16 protein-coding genes are annotated in these 15,018 nt (G+C 67.0%); 11 read left to right on the plus strand and 5 right to left on the minus strand.

All coding sequences use genetic code 11. The annotated features are described in order from the left end of the window. Positions 1–2: 2 nt before the first annotated feature. Together OHA70_RS30285 and OHA70_RS30290 are read right to left on the minus strand one after the other, a co-directional pair. Complete coding sequence (locus tag OHA70_RS30285; RefSeq protein ID WP_328323262.1) at positions 3–989, minus strand: small ribosomal subunit Rsm22 family protein; 987 nt, start codon at positions 987–989, stop codon at positions 3–5. After that, positions 982–1,515: a YbhB/YbcL family Raf kinase inhibitor-like protein gene (locus OHA70_RS30290; RefSeq protein WP_328323264.1), complete on the minus strand. Its 534-nt coding sequence runs from the start codon at positions 1,513–1,515 to the stop codon at positions 982–984. The genes OHA70_RS30285 and OHA70_RS30290 overlap by 8 nt, the downstream gene beginning before the upstream one ends. Before the next feature lie 90 nt (positions 1,516–1,605). Here OHA70_RS30290 and cobT point away from each other — a divergent pair, with 90 nt between their 5' ends. The 4 genes from cobT (at position 1,606) to OHA70_RS30310 (ending at position 5,616) form a co-directional block, all read left to right on the plus strand. Continuing rightward, positions 1,606–2,703, plus strand: coding sequence for a nicotinate-nucleotide--dimethylbenzimidazole phosphoribosyltransferase (gene cobT, locus OHA70_RS30295; protein WP_328323265.1), 1,098 nt, complete (start codon positions 1,606–1,608; stop codon positions 2,701–2,703). Then, on the plus strand, positions 2,700–3,953 hold the full coding sequence (cobA, locus tag OHA70_RS30300) for a uroporphyrinogen-III C-methyltransferase (RefSeq protein WP_328323267.1): 1,254 nt from the start codon (positions 2,700–2,702) through the stop codon (positions 3,951–3,953). The genes cobT and cobA overlap by 4 nt, the downstream gene beginning before the upstream one ends. Then, positions 3,950–4,753, plus strand: a complete 804-nt coding sequence (locus OHA70_RS30305) for a TrmH family RNA methyltransferase (RefSeq protein ID WP_328323269.1) — start codon at positions 3,950–3,952, stop codon at positions 4,751–4,753. Before cobA ends, OHA70_RS30305 begins: the two co-directional genes overlap by 4 nt. Positions 4,754–5,058: 305 nt before the next feature. Further along, a complete protein-coding gene (locus tag OHA70_RS30310) occupies positions 5,059–5,616 on the plus strand; it encodes a GNAT family N-acetyltransferase (RefSeq protein WP_328323271.1) in 558 nt (185 codons plus the stop codon). On the opposite strand, the gene OHA70_RS30315 is transcribed toward OHA70_RS30310, so the two are convergent. Further along, positions 5,578–6,726, minus strand: a complete 1,149-nt coding sequence (locus tag OHA70_RS30315; RefSeq protein WP_328323273.1) for a HAMP domain-containing sensor histidine kinase — start codon at positions 6,724–6,726, stop codon at positions 5,578–5,580. The genes OHA70_RS30310 and OHA70_RS30315 overlap by 39 nt on opposite strands. After that, a complete protein-coding gene (locus OHA70_RS30320) occupies positions 6,719–7,414 on the minus strand; it encodes a response regulator transcription factor (protein WP_328323275.1) in 696 nt (231 codons plus the stop codon). Before OHA70_RS30320 ends, OHA70_RS30315 begins: the two co-directional genes overlap by 8 nt. 87 nt (positions 7,415–7,501) lie before the next feature. On the opposite strand from OHA70_RS30320, the gene OHA70_RS30325 reads away from it, so the two are divergent. The 5 genes from OHA70_RS30325 (at position 7,502) to OHA70_RS30345 (ending at position 11,371) form a co-directional block, all read left to right on the plus strand. Then, positions 7,502–8,110 (plus strand): M15 family metallopeptidase, encoded by a 609-nt coding sequence (locus OHA70_RS30325; protein ID WP_328323277.1) that lies wholly within the window; start codon positions 7,502–7,504, stop codon positions 8,108–8,110. A gap of 64 nt (positions 8,111–8,174) precedes the next feature. Then, positions 8,175–9,140, plus strand: a complete 966-nt coding sequence (locus OHA70_RS30330; protein ID WP_328323279.1) for a D-isomer specific 2-hydroxyacid dehydrogenase family protein — start codon at positions 8,175–8,177, stop codon at positions 9,138–9,140. Then, positions 9,133–10,179, plus strand: a complete 1,047-nt coding sequence (vanA, locus tag OHA70_RS30335) for a D-alanine--(R)-lactate ligase (RefSeq protein WP_328323281.1) — start codon at positions 9,133–9,135, stop codon at positions 10,177–10,179. Before OHA70_RS30330 ends, vanA begins: the two co-directional genes overlap by 8 nt. Beyond that, the gene (gene vanX / locus OHA70_RS30340) at positions 10,169–10,777 is read left to right on the plus strand and encodes a D-Ala-D-Ala dipeptidase VanX (protein WP_328323283.1); all 609 of its coding nucleotides are present in this window, start codon (positions 10,169–10,171) and stop codon (positions 10,775–10,777) included. The genes vanA and vanX overlap by 11 nt, the downstream gene beginning before the upstream one ends. 33 nt (positions 10,778–10,810) lie before the next feature. Further along, positions 10,811–11,371, plus strand: coding sequence for a maleylpyruvate isomerase N-terminal domain-containing protein (locus OHA70_RS30345; protein WP_328323285.1), 561 nt, complete (start codon positions 10,811–10,813; stop codon positions 11,369–11,371). A 6-nt stretch (positions 11,372–11,377) separates the two neighbouring features. Here the strand turns inward: OHA70_RS30345 and OHA70_RS30350 are convergent, their stop codons facing one another. Then, positions 11,378–12,046, minus strand: coding sequence for a GAF and ANTAR domain-containing protein (locus OHA70_RS30350; protein WP_328323287.1), 669 nt, complete (start codon positions 12,044–12,046; stop codon positions 11,378–11,380). Between the two features lie 212 nt (positions 12,047–12,258). Between OHA70_RS30350 and OHA70_RS30355 the strand changes: the two genes are divergently transcribed. Both OHA70_RS30355 and OHA70_RS30360 read left to right on the plus strand, forming a co-directional pair. Then, positions 12,259–13,692: an aldehyde dehydrogenase family protein gene (locus tag OHA70_RS30355; RefSeq protein ID WP_328323289.1), complete on the plus strand. Its 1,434-nt coding sequence runs from the start codon at positions 12,259–12,261 to the stop codon at positions 13,690–13,692. An 11-nt stretch (positions 13,693–13,703) separates the two neighbouring features. After that, positions 13,704–15,017, plus strand: a complete 1,314-nt coding sequence (locus tag OHA70_RS30360; RefSeq protein ID WP_328323291.1) for an ABC transporter substrate-binding protein — start codon at positions 13,704–13,706, stop codon at positions 15,015–15,017. Position 15,018 lies beyond the last annotated feature (1 nt).

A 15,018-nucleotide genomic window follows, 5' to 3' on the forward strand; every position in this document is an offset into this window, starting at 1 on the left:
ACTCAAGGACTGATCGGTGGCCAGGGGTCGCCCCACTCGGTGTCTCTTGCCGAGCGGTACAGCGGCCCCTGGCGCTTGGAGACGATGGTGTCCTCGAGGGTGCCACCGTTGGTACAGAGCCGGAGCGACACCAATCCCTTGCGTTGCTGGGGATGCCGCAGGACCCGGTTCTCCGCCGGCTCGGGGACCGCCGGGGTGCTGATGACGTACGAGAACTTCTCGTCCTCGAAGCTCAGTTCGGCGCCTTTCGTCTGCCGGTGCGCCGCGCTGCGGTTGACCCGGCTGGCGAAGTGACACCAGTCGCGGCCGCGCGGGATCGGGCAGTCGAGCGAATGGGGGCACGGGGCAACGATCGTGTGCCCGGCGGCGATCAGCTGGTCCCGGGCCGTCACGATCCGTTCGTACCCGGTCGGCGTACCCGGCTCCACCACGACGACGAGTCCGCGTTGTGCGGCCAACTGCTGGACCAGTGCTTCTTGCTGGGCGGTCGACAGTTCGCTGAGCACGTACGAGACCGTGACCACGTCGGCGGCAGCCAGCGTCCCGAGATCGTCGATCCTGCCCGCCTGCCAGGTCGCGTCGCGAACTGCCGGCGACTCAGCGCCTTTGGCGAGTTGCTTCCCGAGGGCGATCGCTTCGGGGACCTGTTCGACCACGGTCACGGACTTCAGCGACGGCCAGACGGTGGACGCGGCCCAGATCGCGGCGCCGGTCCCGCCGCCGAGGTCCAGTTGGCTGGCTGGTTCGAATCCGGGCCGCGAGGTGGCGGCCTGTTCGAGCGCCGCGCGTACGGCACCGAAGGTCGCGGGCATCCGGTACGCCGAGTAGGTGACGACATCCATCGGCGACTTGAGGATCGGCGCGGTGGCGGCCACCTCTTCGCGGTACCGGGTGCTGAGCCGTTGGAACGAGCTGCTCAGCGCGGTACCGGACGCGCCGCTCGCCGCCGCGTCCAGTGCGTCGCGAAGGTCGCGGGGAAGGTCAGCCACCTGAAATCTGGTACGTCGGGGTGATGATGGCGCGGGCCAGCGTGTGGAAGGCGAGGTTGAAGCTGACCACGGCGGCGCTGGCGTCGTGGTCGATGTCGAGCGCCTCGACGTCGATCGCGTGCACGACGAAGTGGTAGTGGTGCAGCTGGTCACCGGGCGGCGGGGCGGCACCGGCGTACGCCTTCATGCTGTAGTCGTTGCGGAGGTGGAAGGCGCCGTTCTCGAGGTGCTCAGTGCTGCCAGCGTCCGTCGGGAGCTCGGTCACCGTGGCGGGCAGACCGACCAGGACCCAGTGCCAGAAGCCGGACGGCGTCGGCGCGTTCGGGTCGAAGCAGGTGACGACGAAACCCTGCGTCTCGGCCGGGAAGCCCTCCCAGCTGAGCTGCGGCGACTTGTTGCCACCGGCGAAGGCCTGATCGTCGCCGAGCTGCTCGCCGTCGGTGACATCGGTACTGGTGACCGTGAACGATCCGACCTCGGGAAGCAGCTTGTACGGGTCCGGCGCGACGGGTCGATCGAGCGACATCTGGTGATCCTCCTGGGATCTCGCGAAATGTGGTGAATCCGACATTACTGTCCACAGGTCAGCGGTCCTGGCAGGGGCCGGGGTTCCGGGATGCGAAGATCGGAGCTGGCCGCGTCCGGGCGGCCGTCGCGAGTGGAGGGATCAGCGGTGGAGGACTACCTGGCCAGGATCGGGCCGGCCGACGAGGCCGCGATGCGGGCGGCGACGGAGCGTCAGCAGAAGCTGACGAAACCGGCCGGTTCCCTCGGCGTGCTGGAGGAGCTGTCGGTACGGGTCGCCGGTATGACGGGAGTCTGCCCGCCCGTGGTCCCGACTGCAGCCGTCGTGACCGTCTTTGCCGCCGACCACGGCGTCCACGCGCAGGGCGTCTCGCCCTGGCCGCAGGAGGTCACCGCGGCGATGCTCGCGAACTTCGCGGGCGGCGGCGCGGCGGTGAACGCGTTCGCGGCGAACAACCGGGTCGACGTGCGGGTCGTCGACGTCGGCGTTGCCTCGGATGTCGCCGGGCTGGACATCGTCCACGCGAAGGTGCGGGCCGGGACGCGGGATCTTTCGGTCGAGAAGGCGCTGACTGAGGACGAGGTCCGGGCTGCAGTGGCGGTCGGCTTCGAGCTTGCCTGCCAACTGGTGCTCGACGGATACCAGTGCCTGCTGACCGGCGACATGGGGATCGCGAATACGACGGCCTCGGCCGCGTTGATTGCGACCTTCAGCGGTGGGACGGCCGATGAGGTGACTGGCCGGGGGACCGGGATCGACGACGCCACGCTGGCGCACAAGACCGAGATTGTCCGGGCGGCGCTGGCACTTCATGACGTACCGGCCTCGGAGCCGCTGGCTGCGCTGGCGGCGTACGGGGGACTGGAGCACGCTGCGCTGGCCGGGTACATCCTCGGTGCGGCGGCGAACAAGGTACCGGTGATTCTCGATGGGGTGATCGCGGGGGCTGCGGCGCTGGTTGCGCAGGCGCTTGAGCCTGCGGTCATCGACTACTGCATTGCCGGGCATCGCTCGGCTGAGGCGGGGCATGCCGTGGCGCTCAAGACGCTGGGGCTGCAGCCGCTGGTGGATCTGGATCTGCGGCTGGGGGAGGGGACGGGCGCGGTGCTGGCCTTCCCGATCCTCACCTGCGCTGTGCGGGCGCTGGCGGAGATGGCGACGTTTGAGTCTGCGGGGATCGAGGCGTGACGGCACCGTACCTGTCCGGGCTGGTCCTCACCGGCCGCCGCGTGGTGGTCGTTGGTGGCGGTGGCGTCGCGCAGAGGCGGCTCCCGCGGTTGCTCGAGACGGGTGCGCAGATCGACGTCATCTCGCCGGTGATCACACCGACGATCGAGGGGCTGCTGACCAATCCGGATCTTCGGTGGGTCGAGCGTGGGTACGTTGACGGGGACCTCGAGGGTGCCTGGTACGTGGTGGTCGCGACGGATGATGCTTCGGTCAACGATCAGGTGTCGGCCGAGGCGGAGTCGCGGCGGATCTTCTGCGTGCGGTCGGATGATCGGTCGCGGGCGACGGCTTGGACGCCGGCTTCGGGGCAACACGATCAGGTGACCATCGGCGTACTGGGTGGTGGCGATCACCGGCGCTCGGCTGCGGTACGGGACGCGATCCTGGAGTCGTTGCGGGTTGGTGCTTTGGGGGCGCGGGACTCGTTGGCCAAGAAGCCTGGGGTGTATCTAGTGGGTGGGGGTCCTGGTGATCCCGACCTGATCACGGTGCGCGGGCGGCGGTTGCTGGCTGAGGCGGATGTCGTGGTCGCGGATCGGTTGGCGCCGCAGCCGTTGCTGGAGGAACTGCACCCTGACGTCGAGCTGATCGACGCGGCGAAGTTGCCGCGCGGGCGGTCGGCGGCGCAGGAGGAGATCAATCGTCTGCTGGTTGATCGAGGGTTGCAGGGCAAGGTCGTGGTGCGGCTCAAGGGCGGCGATCCTTACGTGTTCGGGCGTGGGTTCGAGGAGGCCTTGGCGTGCGCTGAGGCAGGCGTGCCGTGGACCGTCGTACCGGGCATCACCAGCTCGATCGCGGTGCCGGCGGTGGCGGGGATCCCGGTGACGCATCGCGGGGTGACGCATGAGTTCACGGTGGTGTCGGGGCACATCCCGCCGGGGCATCCGGATTCGCTGATCAACTGGGAAGCGCTCGCTTTGCTGCGTGGCACCCTCGTGTTGCTGATGGCGGTGGAGAACCTGCCGGTGATCGCCTCGACGCTGATTGCCAATGGCAAGGATCCTGCGACGCCGGCGGCGGCGATTGCCGATGGCACCCTTCCGGGCCAGCTGCAGGTCAAGTCAGACCTAGCCGGTATCGCCGAGGCAATGTCAGCTGCCGGAGTAGGCGCCCCAGCCATCGTCATCATCGGCCAGGTCGTCGACGTCGCCAGCCTCGCGACCCGGGGTGCGGCCTCCTCGACCGGTGTGGTGGCTGACGGTTCATGAGTCCGCTTGTTCCTGTTGAGGATGCTGCGGACGAGCGGCTAGGAGACTACGTCCAACTGCGTGAGGTGAATCTGCGGCGGATGCTCGAGGAGGAGCACGGGCTGTTCATTGCCGAGGGCGACAAAGTGATCCGCCGGGCGGCCGACGCTGGGTACGAGCCGCGGTCGTTCCTGCTGGCCCCACGCTGGCTGGACTCGTTGGCCGACGTACTGGAGAAGTGGCCTTCGGCCCCTGTCTACGTGGTGACCGAGGAACTGGCCGAGCAGGTCACCGGCTTCCACGTCCACCGCGGCGCGCTCGCGTCGTACCGGCGGCAGCCCGCGCCCGACCTGGACACCTTGCTCACCGGCCGCCGGATCGCGATCTTCGACGATATCGTCGACCACACCAACGTCGGCGCCGGCTTCCGTGCCGCCGCGGCGATGGGCGTCGACGCCGTCCTCATCACCCCCACCTGCGCCGATCCGCTGTACCGCCGCTCGATCAAGGTCTCGATGGGCACCGTCTTCCAGATCCCCTGGACCCGCCTGACCTCCTGGCCCGACTCCCTCGCCCTGCTGAAGGACCGCGGCTTCGTCAGCGCTGCGCTGGCCCTCACCGACGACTCGATCACCCTCGACGAGCTGACCGCCCGCCACGACCCCAAACTCGCCCTCATCTTCGGCACCGAAGGCCACGGCCTCAAGCCGCACGTGCTCGATCGGGCAGACCTCACGGTGAAGATCCCGATGGCCGGCGGCGTCGACTCCCTCAACGTGGCATCCTCAGCAGCAGTAGCCTTCTACGCCACCAGACCCTGACTCGCACGCCGCCCCACGCCAGGAGTACCTGGCCCATACCGGGGATTAGCCCACGCCAGGGGACCTGGCCCACGCCGGGGGCACCGGCTCACGCCGGAGAGCAACCGCTCAGCTCGCCGGGGGCCACTTTGTGCACCACGTGAGTGATTTGAAGGCTGGCCGATGCTCAGACGGAGCACAAGGTGCCCATGGCAACGGGGCGCCACCGGGCTGAAGGGGCAAACTTGATGGCGGGTTGGCTGTGGGCGTGGCATCGTCGGGTGTGGATGCGTTCCGCGCATCAGAATCTGACCTTGGGGGTCGTCATGCGCACGACCGATCGCCTGCTCCTGCGGCCCTTCCGGGATGAGGATCTCCCCGCTTGGGCCGAGTTGAACACTGACCCCAAGGTGATGCGGTACCTCGGCGGTAAGCCCCTGAGCCAGGCTGAGACGGATGAGATCGCGAGCGGGGTCAACCGGCAGTACCTGGCGGAAGGTACCGGGTTTCTTGCTATCGAGCGGCGGTCGGACGGGGCGTTCCTTGGCGCGGGCGGGTTGACGCACGAGGTCTGGCATCCGGATGACCTCGAGCTCGGGTGGCGGCTGGCGCGGGAGTACTGGGGGCATGGGTACGCGACCGAGGCCGCCGCAGCTTGGCTCGCCTACGCCTTCTTCGACCTCAATCTTCCCCATGTGCTGGCGTCCACCGAGACCGCCAACACCAAGAGCATCGCCGTGATGCAGCGCATCGGCATGAGCTTCGATCATGAGGCTCGGCTGGAGGAGGACGGCGAAGCGTTCGACGCGGTCGTTTACTCCATCACACAAGAAGCCTGGCGAGGTTCACACGGTGGTCCGGACGGGTCTGGGAGCGGCGGGTAGTTCCACTGTGACGCGCAGGCCGCCGTCGGGGCGGGGCGTGAGGGTGAGGGTTCCGTCGTGGGCCTCGGTGATGCTCTTGACGATCGCCAAGCCGAGGCCGACGCCGCTGTGGTCGGTGCGGATGCGTTCGGTACCGCGCTGAAACGGCTCGACCAGAGTGGAGACCAGTTGTGGGGTGAGCTTCTCGCCGGTGTTCTCGACGATGAGCTGCACGCTCTGCGGGCGAACTCTGGTGGTGACCCACACCGTGCCCCCGGCAGGCAGGTTGTGGACGATCGCGTTGTGCAGGAGGTTGGTAGCCAGCTGGACGATCAGGGTGCGTGAGCCCATGGTCGGAGTGATGTCGCCCTCGGTCTCGATCGTGAGGCCGCGGGCTTCGGCGAGCGGGAGCAGTGTCTCCGCGGCTTCCTCGGCCGCCAGCGAGAGATCGACTGGCTCACGGGTGAACGACCGCTGGTTGGCGCGGCTCAGCACGAGCAGCGCTTCGGTGAGATCGATCGCCCGGGTGTTGATGGAGTGCAGGTGCTCGACAAGTTTGCCGTTGTCGCGGTCCGGGTCGTTGCGGGCGACGTCGAGCAGGGTCTGCGTGATCGCCAGCGGAGTGCGCAGCTCGTGGGACGCGTTGGCCGCGAATCTCTGCTGCTCGGCGTCGTGGGCCTCGAGCCGCGCGAGCATGGTGTCGAAGGAATCGGCGAGTTCGCGGAACTCGTCGCCGCGGCCTTCCAGCTCGATCCGGTGGGAGAGCGTCCCCGTCGTCGCCAGCCGGGTGGCCTGGGTGATCTGAGCCAGCGGCGCCAGCATGCGGCCGGCCAGGATCCAGCCGCCGAGCAGTCCGAACGCCAGCAGGAACACCAGCATGAGGGCTACTTTCGGACCGAAGGCGACCAGCAGATCGTGGCGGTCCGGGATGACCATCGGACCGGGCGGCGAGGGTGTCCCACGCACGTGAGGTAGGCCGGTCGTCGGCAACGGGTCGGCGATTACATCAGGCACGTACCGGAGCAGGAACACCCAGACGACCGCGAGCAGCAACGCGCCCGCGATCATCAGGAATCCCGCGTAGCTGAGGGTGAGCTTGAGCCGGACGCTCCAACCCTGTTCCCTAGCCACGGTCGCCGCCCGCGTCGGCGCTGTCGGGCGCTGCCTCGATGCGGTAGCCGGAGCCGGCCACGGTGGCGATGATCCACGGTTCGCCGAGCCGCTTACGGAGTACGGAGACTGTGATGCGCGCGGCGTTGGTGAACGGGTCGGCGTTCTCGTCCCAGGCCTTGGCCAGGAGTTCTTCGGCGCTGACGATGCCGCCCTCAGCGGCGACCAGTACTTCGAGTACGGCGAACTGCTTGCGGGTGAGCGCGACGTACCGGCCGTCGCGGTAGACCTCGCGGCGGAACGGATCGAGCCGCAGACCCGCGATCTCACGCACCGGCGGCCTGTTGTGGGCCCGCCTGCGGTCGAGCGCCCGGAGACGGAGCACGAGCTCGCGCAGGTCGAACGGCTTGGTCAGGTAGTCGTCGGCGCCGAGTTCGAAGCCGGAAGCCTTGTCGTCGAGGCGGTCCGCGGCGGTCAGCATCAGGATCGGCATTCCGCTGCCGGAGGCAACGATCTGCTTGGCGATCTCGTCGCCGGACGGGCCGGGGATGTCGCGGTCGAGGACGGCGATGTCGTATTCGTTGATGCTCAGCAGTTCCAGCGCGGTATCGCCGTCACCAGCAATGTCGGCGGCGATCGCCTCCAGCCGCAGGCCATCGCGGATGGCTTCGGCCATCACGGGTTCGTCCTCGACGATCAGCACACGCACACCCTCGATGCTACGGGCCGGCTGTTATCGCCGGCATATCGAAATCCGCAGACCGGCCGGCAACACCGGGCTGGCTTGTCTGGTGGTATGTCTGCCATCAAACCGGCGCCCGCAGCAGGACGCCGTACCAGATTGACCGTCCGCGTGGCGTTCGTGCTCGCGAATGCCGCGCTCGCCGCCGTCTTCATCCAGCAGGCGGTGGCGCCGTCTTCGTTGTCGAGCGCATCGACCAGCGAGGCTCGCCATCGTGCGCTCGGCGAGGAGAACGGGTACGTCCCTGACGGGGTGACGGTCTTCGACGCTTCGATTCCTGCGGTCGCCAACATCGACCCCGCTCTGCTCAATGCCCTGCGGAGAGCCGCGGTGGCTGCTCGGGACGACGGAGTCGAGTTCGTGGTCAACAGCGGGTGGCGCTCACCGGCGTACCAGGAACAACTGCTGAGTGAGGCGGTCGCGGAGTACGGGTCGAAGGAGGAAGCGGCTCGCTGGGTGGCCACGCCTGACAAGTCTCCGCATGTTTCGGGGCATGCGATCGATCTCGGGCGGGATGCCGCCCACTGGCTGTCCAAGCGCGGCGGGGCCTATGGGTTGTGCCAGATCTATGCGAACGAGGCCTGGCACTACGAGCTGCGGCCGGAAGCCGTGAACGACGGCTGTCCTGCGTCCTACGCCGACCCAACGCATGATCCCAACTGAGTTGTCGTCGGGTTATCGATTTCGCCATACGGATCGGCAACCGCCCGGGCTTTTGACTCGGGGTATGACATTGGAAATCACCGCTTTCGGCTGTGAGCCCGACGAGGACGTGCTGTACCGGGAACTGGCGCCCCATTTCGGCGTACTGCCGACCATCACCGCGGCAGCCGTATCCGAAGCGAACACCGACCTGGCCATCGGTAACCGCTGCATCAGCGTCGGTCACAAGACCCGAATCACGAATGCCACTCTGCACGCACTGAGCCGGATCGGCGTGCAGTACATCTCGACCAGGAGTATCGGCTACAACCACCTCGACCTGGAATTCGCCGAGCAGGTCGGTATCTCCGTCGAGAACGTGAGCTATTCGCCGGACAGTGTCGCCGACTACACGCTGCTGCTGATGCTCATGGCGATCCGCAATGCGCCAGCCATGATCCGGCGTACGGACGTCCAGGACTACCGGCTGGACGAGGTCCGTGGGCGGGAGTTGCGGGACCTGGTGATCGGGGTCGTCGGCACGGGACGCATCGGCGCGGCGGTCCTGAACAGGCTGCGGGGGTTCGGGTGCCGGACCCTGGCCTACGACAGCCGGCCCAACACGTCTGCGGACTACGTCTCGCTCGACGAGCTGCTGCGGTTCAGCGACATCGTCACTCTGCACATCCCGCTCACCGCGGAGACGCATCATCTGCTGAATCGCCAACGGTTGAAGAAGTTGAGGCCGAGTGCGCTCGTCGTCAACACAGGGCGCGGCGGTCTGATCGACACCGAGGCATTGATTGCGGCGCTGGAAGACGGACGGCTCGGCGGAGCCGCGCTGGATGTCGTCGAAGGTGAAGAGGGAATCTTCTACGCCGACCATCGGGGCAAGGCGATCGACAGCGAACCTTTGCAGCGGTTGCAGCGGCTGCCGAACGTGTTGATCAGTCCGCACACCGCTTACTACACGGATCGCGCTCTCAGCGACACCGTCGAAAACTCTCTCGTCAACTGTCTCAAGTTCGAAAGCAGGAATCAGTATGCCTAGGTTGAAGGTCGGCATCGTCTTCGGTGGCTTTACCGAGGAACGCCACATCTCCGTCAAGTCCGCATTGGAGATCGCGAAGCATCTCGATCCCGAGAAGTACGAGCCGTATTATCTGGGGATCACAGAGAAGGGCGCTTGGATGCTCTGTGACTTCCCCGGTCCAGAGTGGGAAGCGGGTCGGTGCCAGCCGGCCGTCCTCGTGCCGGACCGGAGTGTGCGCGGGCTGCTGGTGCTGGACGAAGGGAAGTACGAGATTCTCGAACTGGACCTGGTGCTGCCCGTTCTGCACGGCAAGTTCGGCGAGGACGGCGCGATCCAGGGCTTGCTGGAGCTGTCCGGGATTCCCTATGTGGGCTGCGATATCGCGAGTTCTGCGCTGTGTATGGACAAGTCCCTCGCGTACACGGTCGTCGGCACAGCGGGGATCGCGACGCCGAACTTCTGGACGGTCACGGGGGAGCAGACCGTCGATCCCGATCAGCTCACCTATCCGGTCTTCGTGAAGCCGGCTCGGTCGGGATCGTCTTTCGGCGTCAGCAAGGTGGCTCACGCGTCGGAACTGGCTGATGCTGTGGCGGTCGCCAGGCAGTACGACTCGAAGGTAGTGATCGAGGAGGCGGTCGTCGGGCAGGAGGTCGGATGCGCGGTGCTGGGCACGGATCCGGAGCTCGTGGTGGGCGAGGTGGATCGGATCGCGCTGTCCCACGGCTTCTTCAGAATCCACCAGGAGAGTGCGCCGGAACAGGGCTCCGACAACTCGACGCCGATCGTTCCCGCGGATATCTCGGCGGAGTCGCGCTCGCTCGTCCGGGAGACCGCTAAGGCTGTCTATCGCACGTTGGGCTGCAGCGGGCTGGCTCGAGTGGACCTTTTCCTGACGGCCGACGGGCAGGTGGTCCTGAACGAGGTCAACACTTTCCCTGGAATGACGTCGTACAGCCGCTATCCGCGGATGATGGCCGCCGCGGGGATGCCGCTCGCCGAGGTGATCGACCGGCTGGTGTCGTCGACGTTGGCGGTCGGTTCCGGTGAACGCTGACTTCGTCTACGTGGACGAGTTCACGACTGGTCTGCGGTGGGATGCCAAGTACGCCACCTGGGACAACTTCACCGGCAAACCGGTGGACGGCTATCTGGCCAACAGGATCGTCGGCACCAGGGCTCTGTGCGCGGCGCTGGACGAAGCGCAGCAGAAGGCTGAACCTCAGGGCTTCGGGCTCCTGCTTTGGGACGGGTACCGCCCGCAACGGGCCGTCGATCGCTTCCTGGAGTGGTCGAAGCAGTCCGAGGACGGCAGGACGAAACCACGCCACTACCCTTGGCTCGACAGAGCCGAGATGTTCACCAAAGGCTACGTCTCCACCAGATCTGGCCACAGCCGCGGAAGCACCGTCGATCTAACCCTGTACCACCTGACCACCGGCGAACTCGCGGCGATGGGCGGCGACCACGACCTGATGGACCCAATCTCCCACCACGGCGCCGCAGGCATCACGCCAACCGAGGTAAGCAACCGCCAAGCCCTCCTCGCCGTCATGTCCGCCTGCGGCTTCTCGTCCTACGCCTCCGAGTGGTGGCACTACACCCTCACCGACGAGCCCCACCCAAACACCTACTTCGACTTCCCGATCACCTGAGGACAGAGCCTCGGCGGCGGTAGCCTTCCCACGGTGGACCTCATCCAGGCGGCCGGCGCCGAACTCATCCGCATCGTCTCCTCCGTAGGTACCGATGCGTGGGGCAACAGCACGCCCGCCGACCTCACGGTCCACGAGGTCGTCGACCATGTTGTCGTCGGCAACATCTTCGCCGCCCGCCTCCTCGGCGGCGCCTCCGCAGCCGCGTCGGTCGCCGGCCTGGACACCGACCAACTGGGCGAGGACCCGCTGGCAGCCGTCACCACCTCCTGCGAATCCCAGCACCACGCCTTTGCCACCGCGGACCGAACCCTGCTCCTGCATCACCCCAGCGGCGACATCACCTACGACACCTTCGTCCGCTTCCGCGCGGGCGACCTGGTAGTCCACGCCTGGGACGTAGCCACCGGCGCCGGACTGGATCCAACGCTCGACCCTCGGGTCGTCACCGACCTCTGGGCAATCGTCCAGCCCCACCGGGACGCTATGCGCCAGATGGGCGTCTTCGGAGCCGGCGCCAGCAACACCCTCCCGCCCGACGCGCCCACCCAATCCCGCCTGCTGGACGCCTTCGGCCGCCGGCCGGCGAGTTGAGCACGGCTAGTCGGGGAGGTTTCCGGTCTCGATGACGTGGGCGGCGACCGCGTTGAGGCGCTGGTTGCGGTCCTGCGAGTAGCGGCGGAGGACGACGAAGGACTGCACCGCGTCGAGGCCGTAACGCTCCATCAGGCGGCCGACTGCCTGACCGACGATCTTGCGGGAGTCGATGGCTTCTCTCAGCGACGTCTCCAGCCGGGCCGAGGCGATGGCGATCGACGCGTGCAGGGCGAGCAGCCGGGCGGATTCGCGATCGGCGTCGGTGAAGTCGAGGGGCTGCGCGGAGACCAGGTTCAGGACTCCGCTGGTGGAGTGTTCGGTGAACAGCCGGATCGCCAGCGCTCCGCGGATCCCGTACTCTGCCGCGATCGGCGACCACTCCGGCCAGCGGGTCTCGGTGGTGGTGTCCTCGACCAGGACGTCGGCGTGGTCGGAGATCGCCAGCAAACTGGGTCCCTCACCGAAATCGAGCTGGAGCTGGTCGGCCTTGGTGATCAGCTCGTCGGTCGCCGCCACGGTCTCCGGTCGCCGGCGGCGCATCAGCAGCACCGACGCGTGGTCGTAGCGCAGCACCTCGGTCGCGAACTGCAACACGCCCTCGACGGTCGCCAGCGTGCCGTTCTGGTCGTGCAGGTTCATGGCCAGCTCACCGAAATCGCCAGCTTGGTTCATCCTCTGTCACTCCTCGTAACAGCAGATCTCCGTACGGGCGCCATTGTCTTGACGCCGAAATCCGCGGTAATTATGCCTCAGCCCACGCCGAACTTATGCAGCGAGCGCACCGGTACCCAGTACCCCCGATCGCTACCTCTTGACCCCACACCGGGAATGCGCAATCCTGCGGGAAAGCGCATTCCTAGGTTGGGTTGAGTGGAGGTATGCCGATGAGGTCGGTTCCTGCGAGTGGGTTGCGGGATTACGAGGCGCAGGTGTGGATCGACGGGTGGTGTGAGCCGCCGGCGTCGGACTGGGTGCCGGTGCTCGACAAGGCGGCCGGGAAGCCGTTCGCGCGGTACGGGAGTGCGTCGGCCGAGCAGGTGGACCGGGCGGTTCGCAGTGCGCGGCGGGCTCAGGCCGAGTGGGCCGAGGTCGACGCGAACACCAAGAGCGAGATTCTCCGGGCGTTCGCGCGCGAGCTGGAGAACCGGCACGACGAGCTGACCACGCTGATCATCCGGGAGACCGGTGGTACGACGGAGAAGGCGGAGGAGGAGCTGGGGCAGTCGATCAACCAGCTGCTCAACTCGGCCACCCAGCTCACCGAGAACGCCGGCGCCATCCTCCCGCCGTACAAGAGCGGCAAGATCTCGCTCTCCCGGGCGGTGCCGCTGGGCGTGATCGGGCTGATCGTGCCCTGGAACTACCCGATGAGTCTCGCGATGCGCGCGCTCGCGCCCGGCCTCGCCTACGGCAACGCGGTCGTCCTCAAGCCCGCCGAGCTCACACCGATCGCCGGCGGTCAGATCCTCGCCGAGGCGGCCAAAGCGGCCGGAGTACCGGCTGGTGTCTTCAATGTCGTACCTGGCGACGGCCCGACCACTGGGCGAACGCTGTCTGAGCACCCCGACCTGGACCTGATCCACTTCACCGGCTCGTTCGAGGTCGGTCAGCAGATCTCGAGCTTCGCCGGCAAGAACTTCCGCGCCGCCGCGACCGAGCTGGGCGGCGACAACGCCTTCGTCGTACTGGACGACGCCGACCTCGACCAGGCGGTGAGCTGCGCGCTCTGGTCGTCACTCTGGTACCAAGGCCAGACCTGCATCACCGCCGGCCGGCACATCGTGATGCGCTCGGTCGCCGACGAGTTCACCGAAGCCGTGGTGGAGCGGGTCAGCAAGCTCCGGGTCGGCGACCCGCTGCGCGACGACGTCGACCTCGGCCCGATCATCACCGAGACCCAGCTCAAGCGATTCCACGAGGGTCTGGTGCAGCCGTCGATCACGGCCGGCGCCAGGCTCGCGACCGGTGGTACGTACGACGGGTTGTTCTACCAGCCCGCCGTACTGACCGGGGTGACCCCGCAGATGCCGGTGTTCACCGAGGAGATCTTCGGCCCGGTGATGCCGATCACCGTGGTCGACAGCGAGGCCGAGGCGCTCGACCTCGTCAACCGTCATCGCACGCTGATGAACTCGGTCTTCACCAAGGACCCGATGCGCGGGCTCGCGTTCGCGGAGAAGGTCAAGAGCAACGAAGTACACGTCAACGACGGGTACGCCAGGCACGGCGGCGAAGGCCAGCTGGCCGGTTACACCCACCGCCAGTGGATCGGCATCCAGACCACCCCCACCGAGTACCCCGGCTGGGCGTCGAAATGAGGAAACCCCTGATGAACCTCCGCAAGAGCGCCGCCCTCGGTGCTGTCCTCGTGCTGGCCCTGGCCGCCTGTTCGAGTAACGACGACAGCCCCAGCGCTACCGGCTCGAGTGCCACCAAGGGCGAGAAGGTCAACCTGACCTACGTCAACTGGGACGGCGGCATGGACAAGGTCGTCGACGAGTGGAACAAGCTCAACCCGGACATCCAGGTCAAGCTGAGCAAGCCGTCCGGCACCGGCTACACCTTGTACAACAAGCTGATCACCAACAACAAGGCCGGTACCAACCCTGACATCACCGAGGTCGAGTACCAGGCGCTGCCGGCGTTGATCGCGAACCAGGTGGTCGTCCCGATCGACGACTACGTGAAGGGGCTGGACACGAAGTACGACAAGGCGTCGCTGTCCCAGGTGCAGTTCGAGGGCAAGACGTACGGCGTACCGCAGAACGTCTGCCCGATGGTGTTCTTCTACCGCAAGGACGTGTTCGACAAGCTCGGCCTCAAGGCGCCGACGACGTGGGCGGAGTACGCGACGGTCGCGGCCGCGATCCACAAGGCGGATCCGAAGAAGTACATCGGCAACTTCACCGCCGCCGACCCGGGCTGGTTCGCGGGGCTCGCACAGCAAGCCGGGGCCAACTGGTGGAAGGCCGACGGTGACACGTGGAGCGTGGCCATCAACGACGAGGCGAGCAAGAAGGTCGCGAACTACTGGGACGACCTGATCAAGAAGGGCCTGGTCAGCCCACAGCCGAACTGGTCGGCGCAGTGGAACACCGACATGAACAACGGCACCATCGTCGGCTGGGTCGGCGCGCAGTGGGGACCGAACCAGCTGCCGTCGATCGCGAAGGACACCGCCGGCAAGTGGGCCGCGGCACCGCTGCCGGCCTGGACCGCCGGTGACACCGCCGTCGGCATCTGGGGTGGCGAGACCGAAGCCGTGACAGCGAACTCCAAGCACCCGGCCGAGGCCGCGAAGTTCGTCGAGTGGATGAACTCGTCCGACGCGGGGATGGACTCGCTGATCAAGAACGTGCAGGTCTTCCCGGCGTCGCCGCAGGGTCAGGCGTTGCCGGCGCTGAAGACGCCGCCGCCGTTCATGTCGACGCAGCCGGACTACAACACGCTGATGGCGACCGCGGCCAAAGGCGTGCGGACGTTCGACATCTGGGGCCCGAACGCGAACGTCACGTTCGACTCGTACTCCAACGCGTTCGGCGCCGCCCTGCAGAAGAAGACAGCCCTCTCCGGCGCGCTCGACACGATGCAAGAGGCAACGATCAGCGACATGAAGAAACTCGGCTTCCAGGTAGCCGGCTGAG

The sequence above is a fragment of the Kribbella sp. NBC_00382 genome, assembly GCF_036067295.1.
Lineage (GTDB): Bacteria > Actinomycetota > Actinomycetes > Propionibacteriales > Kribbellaceae > Kribbella.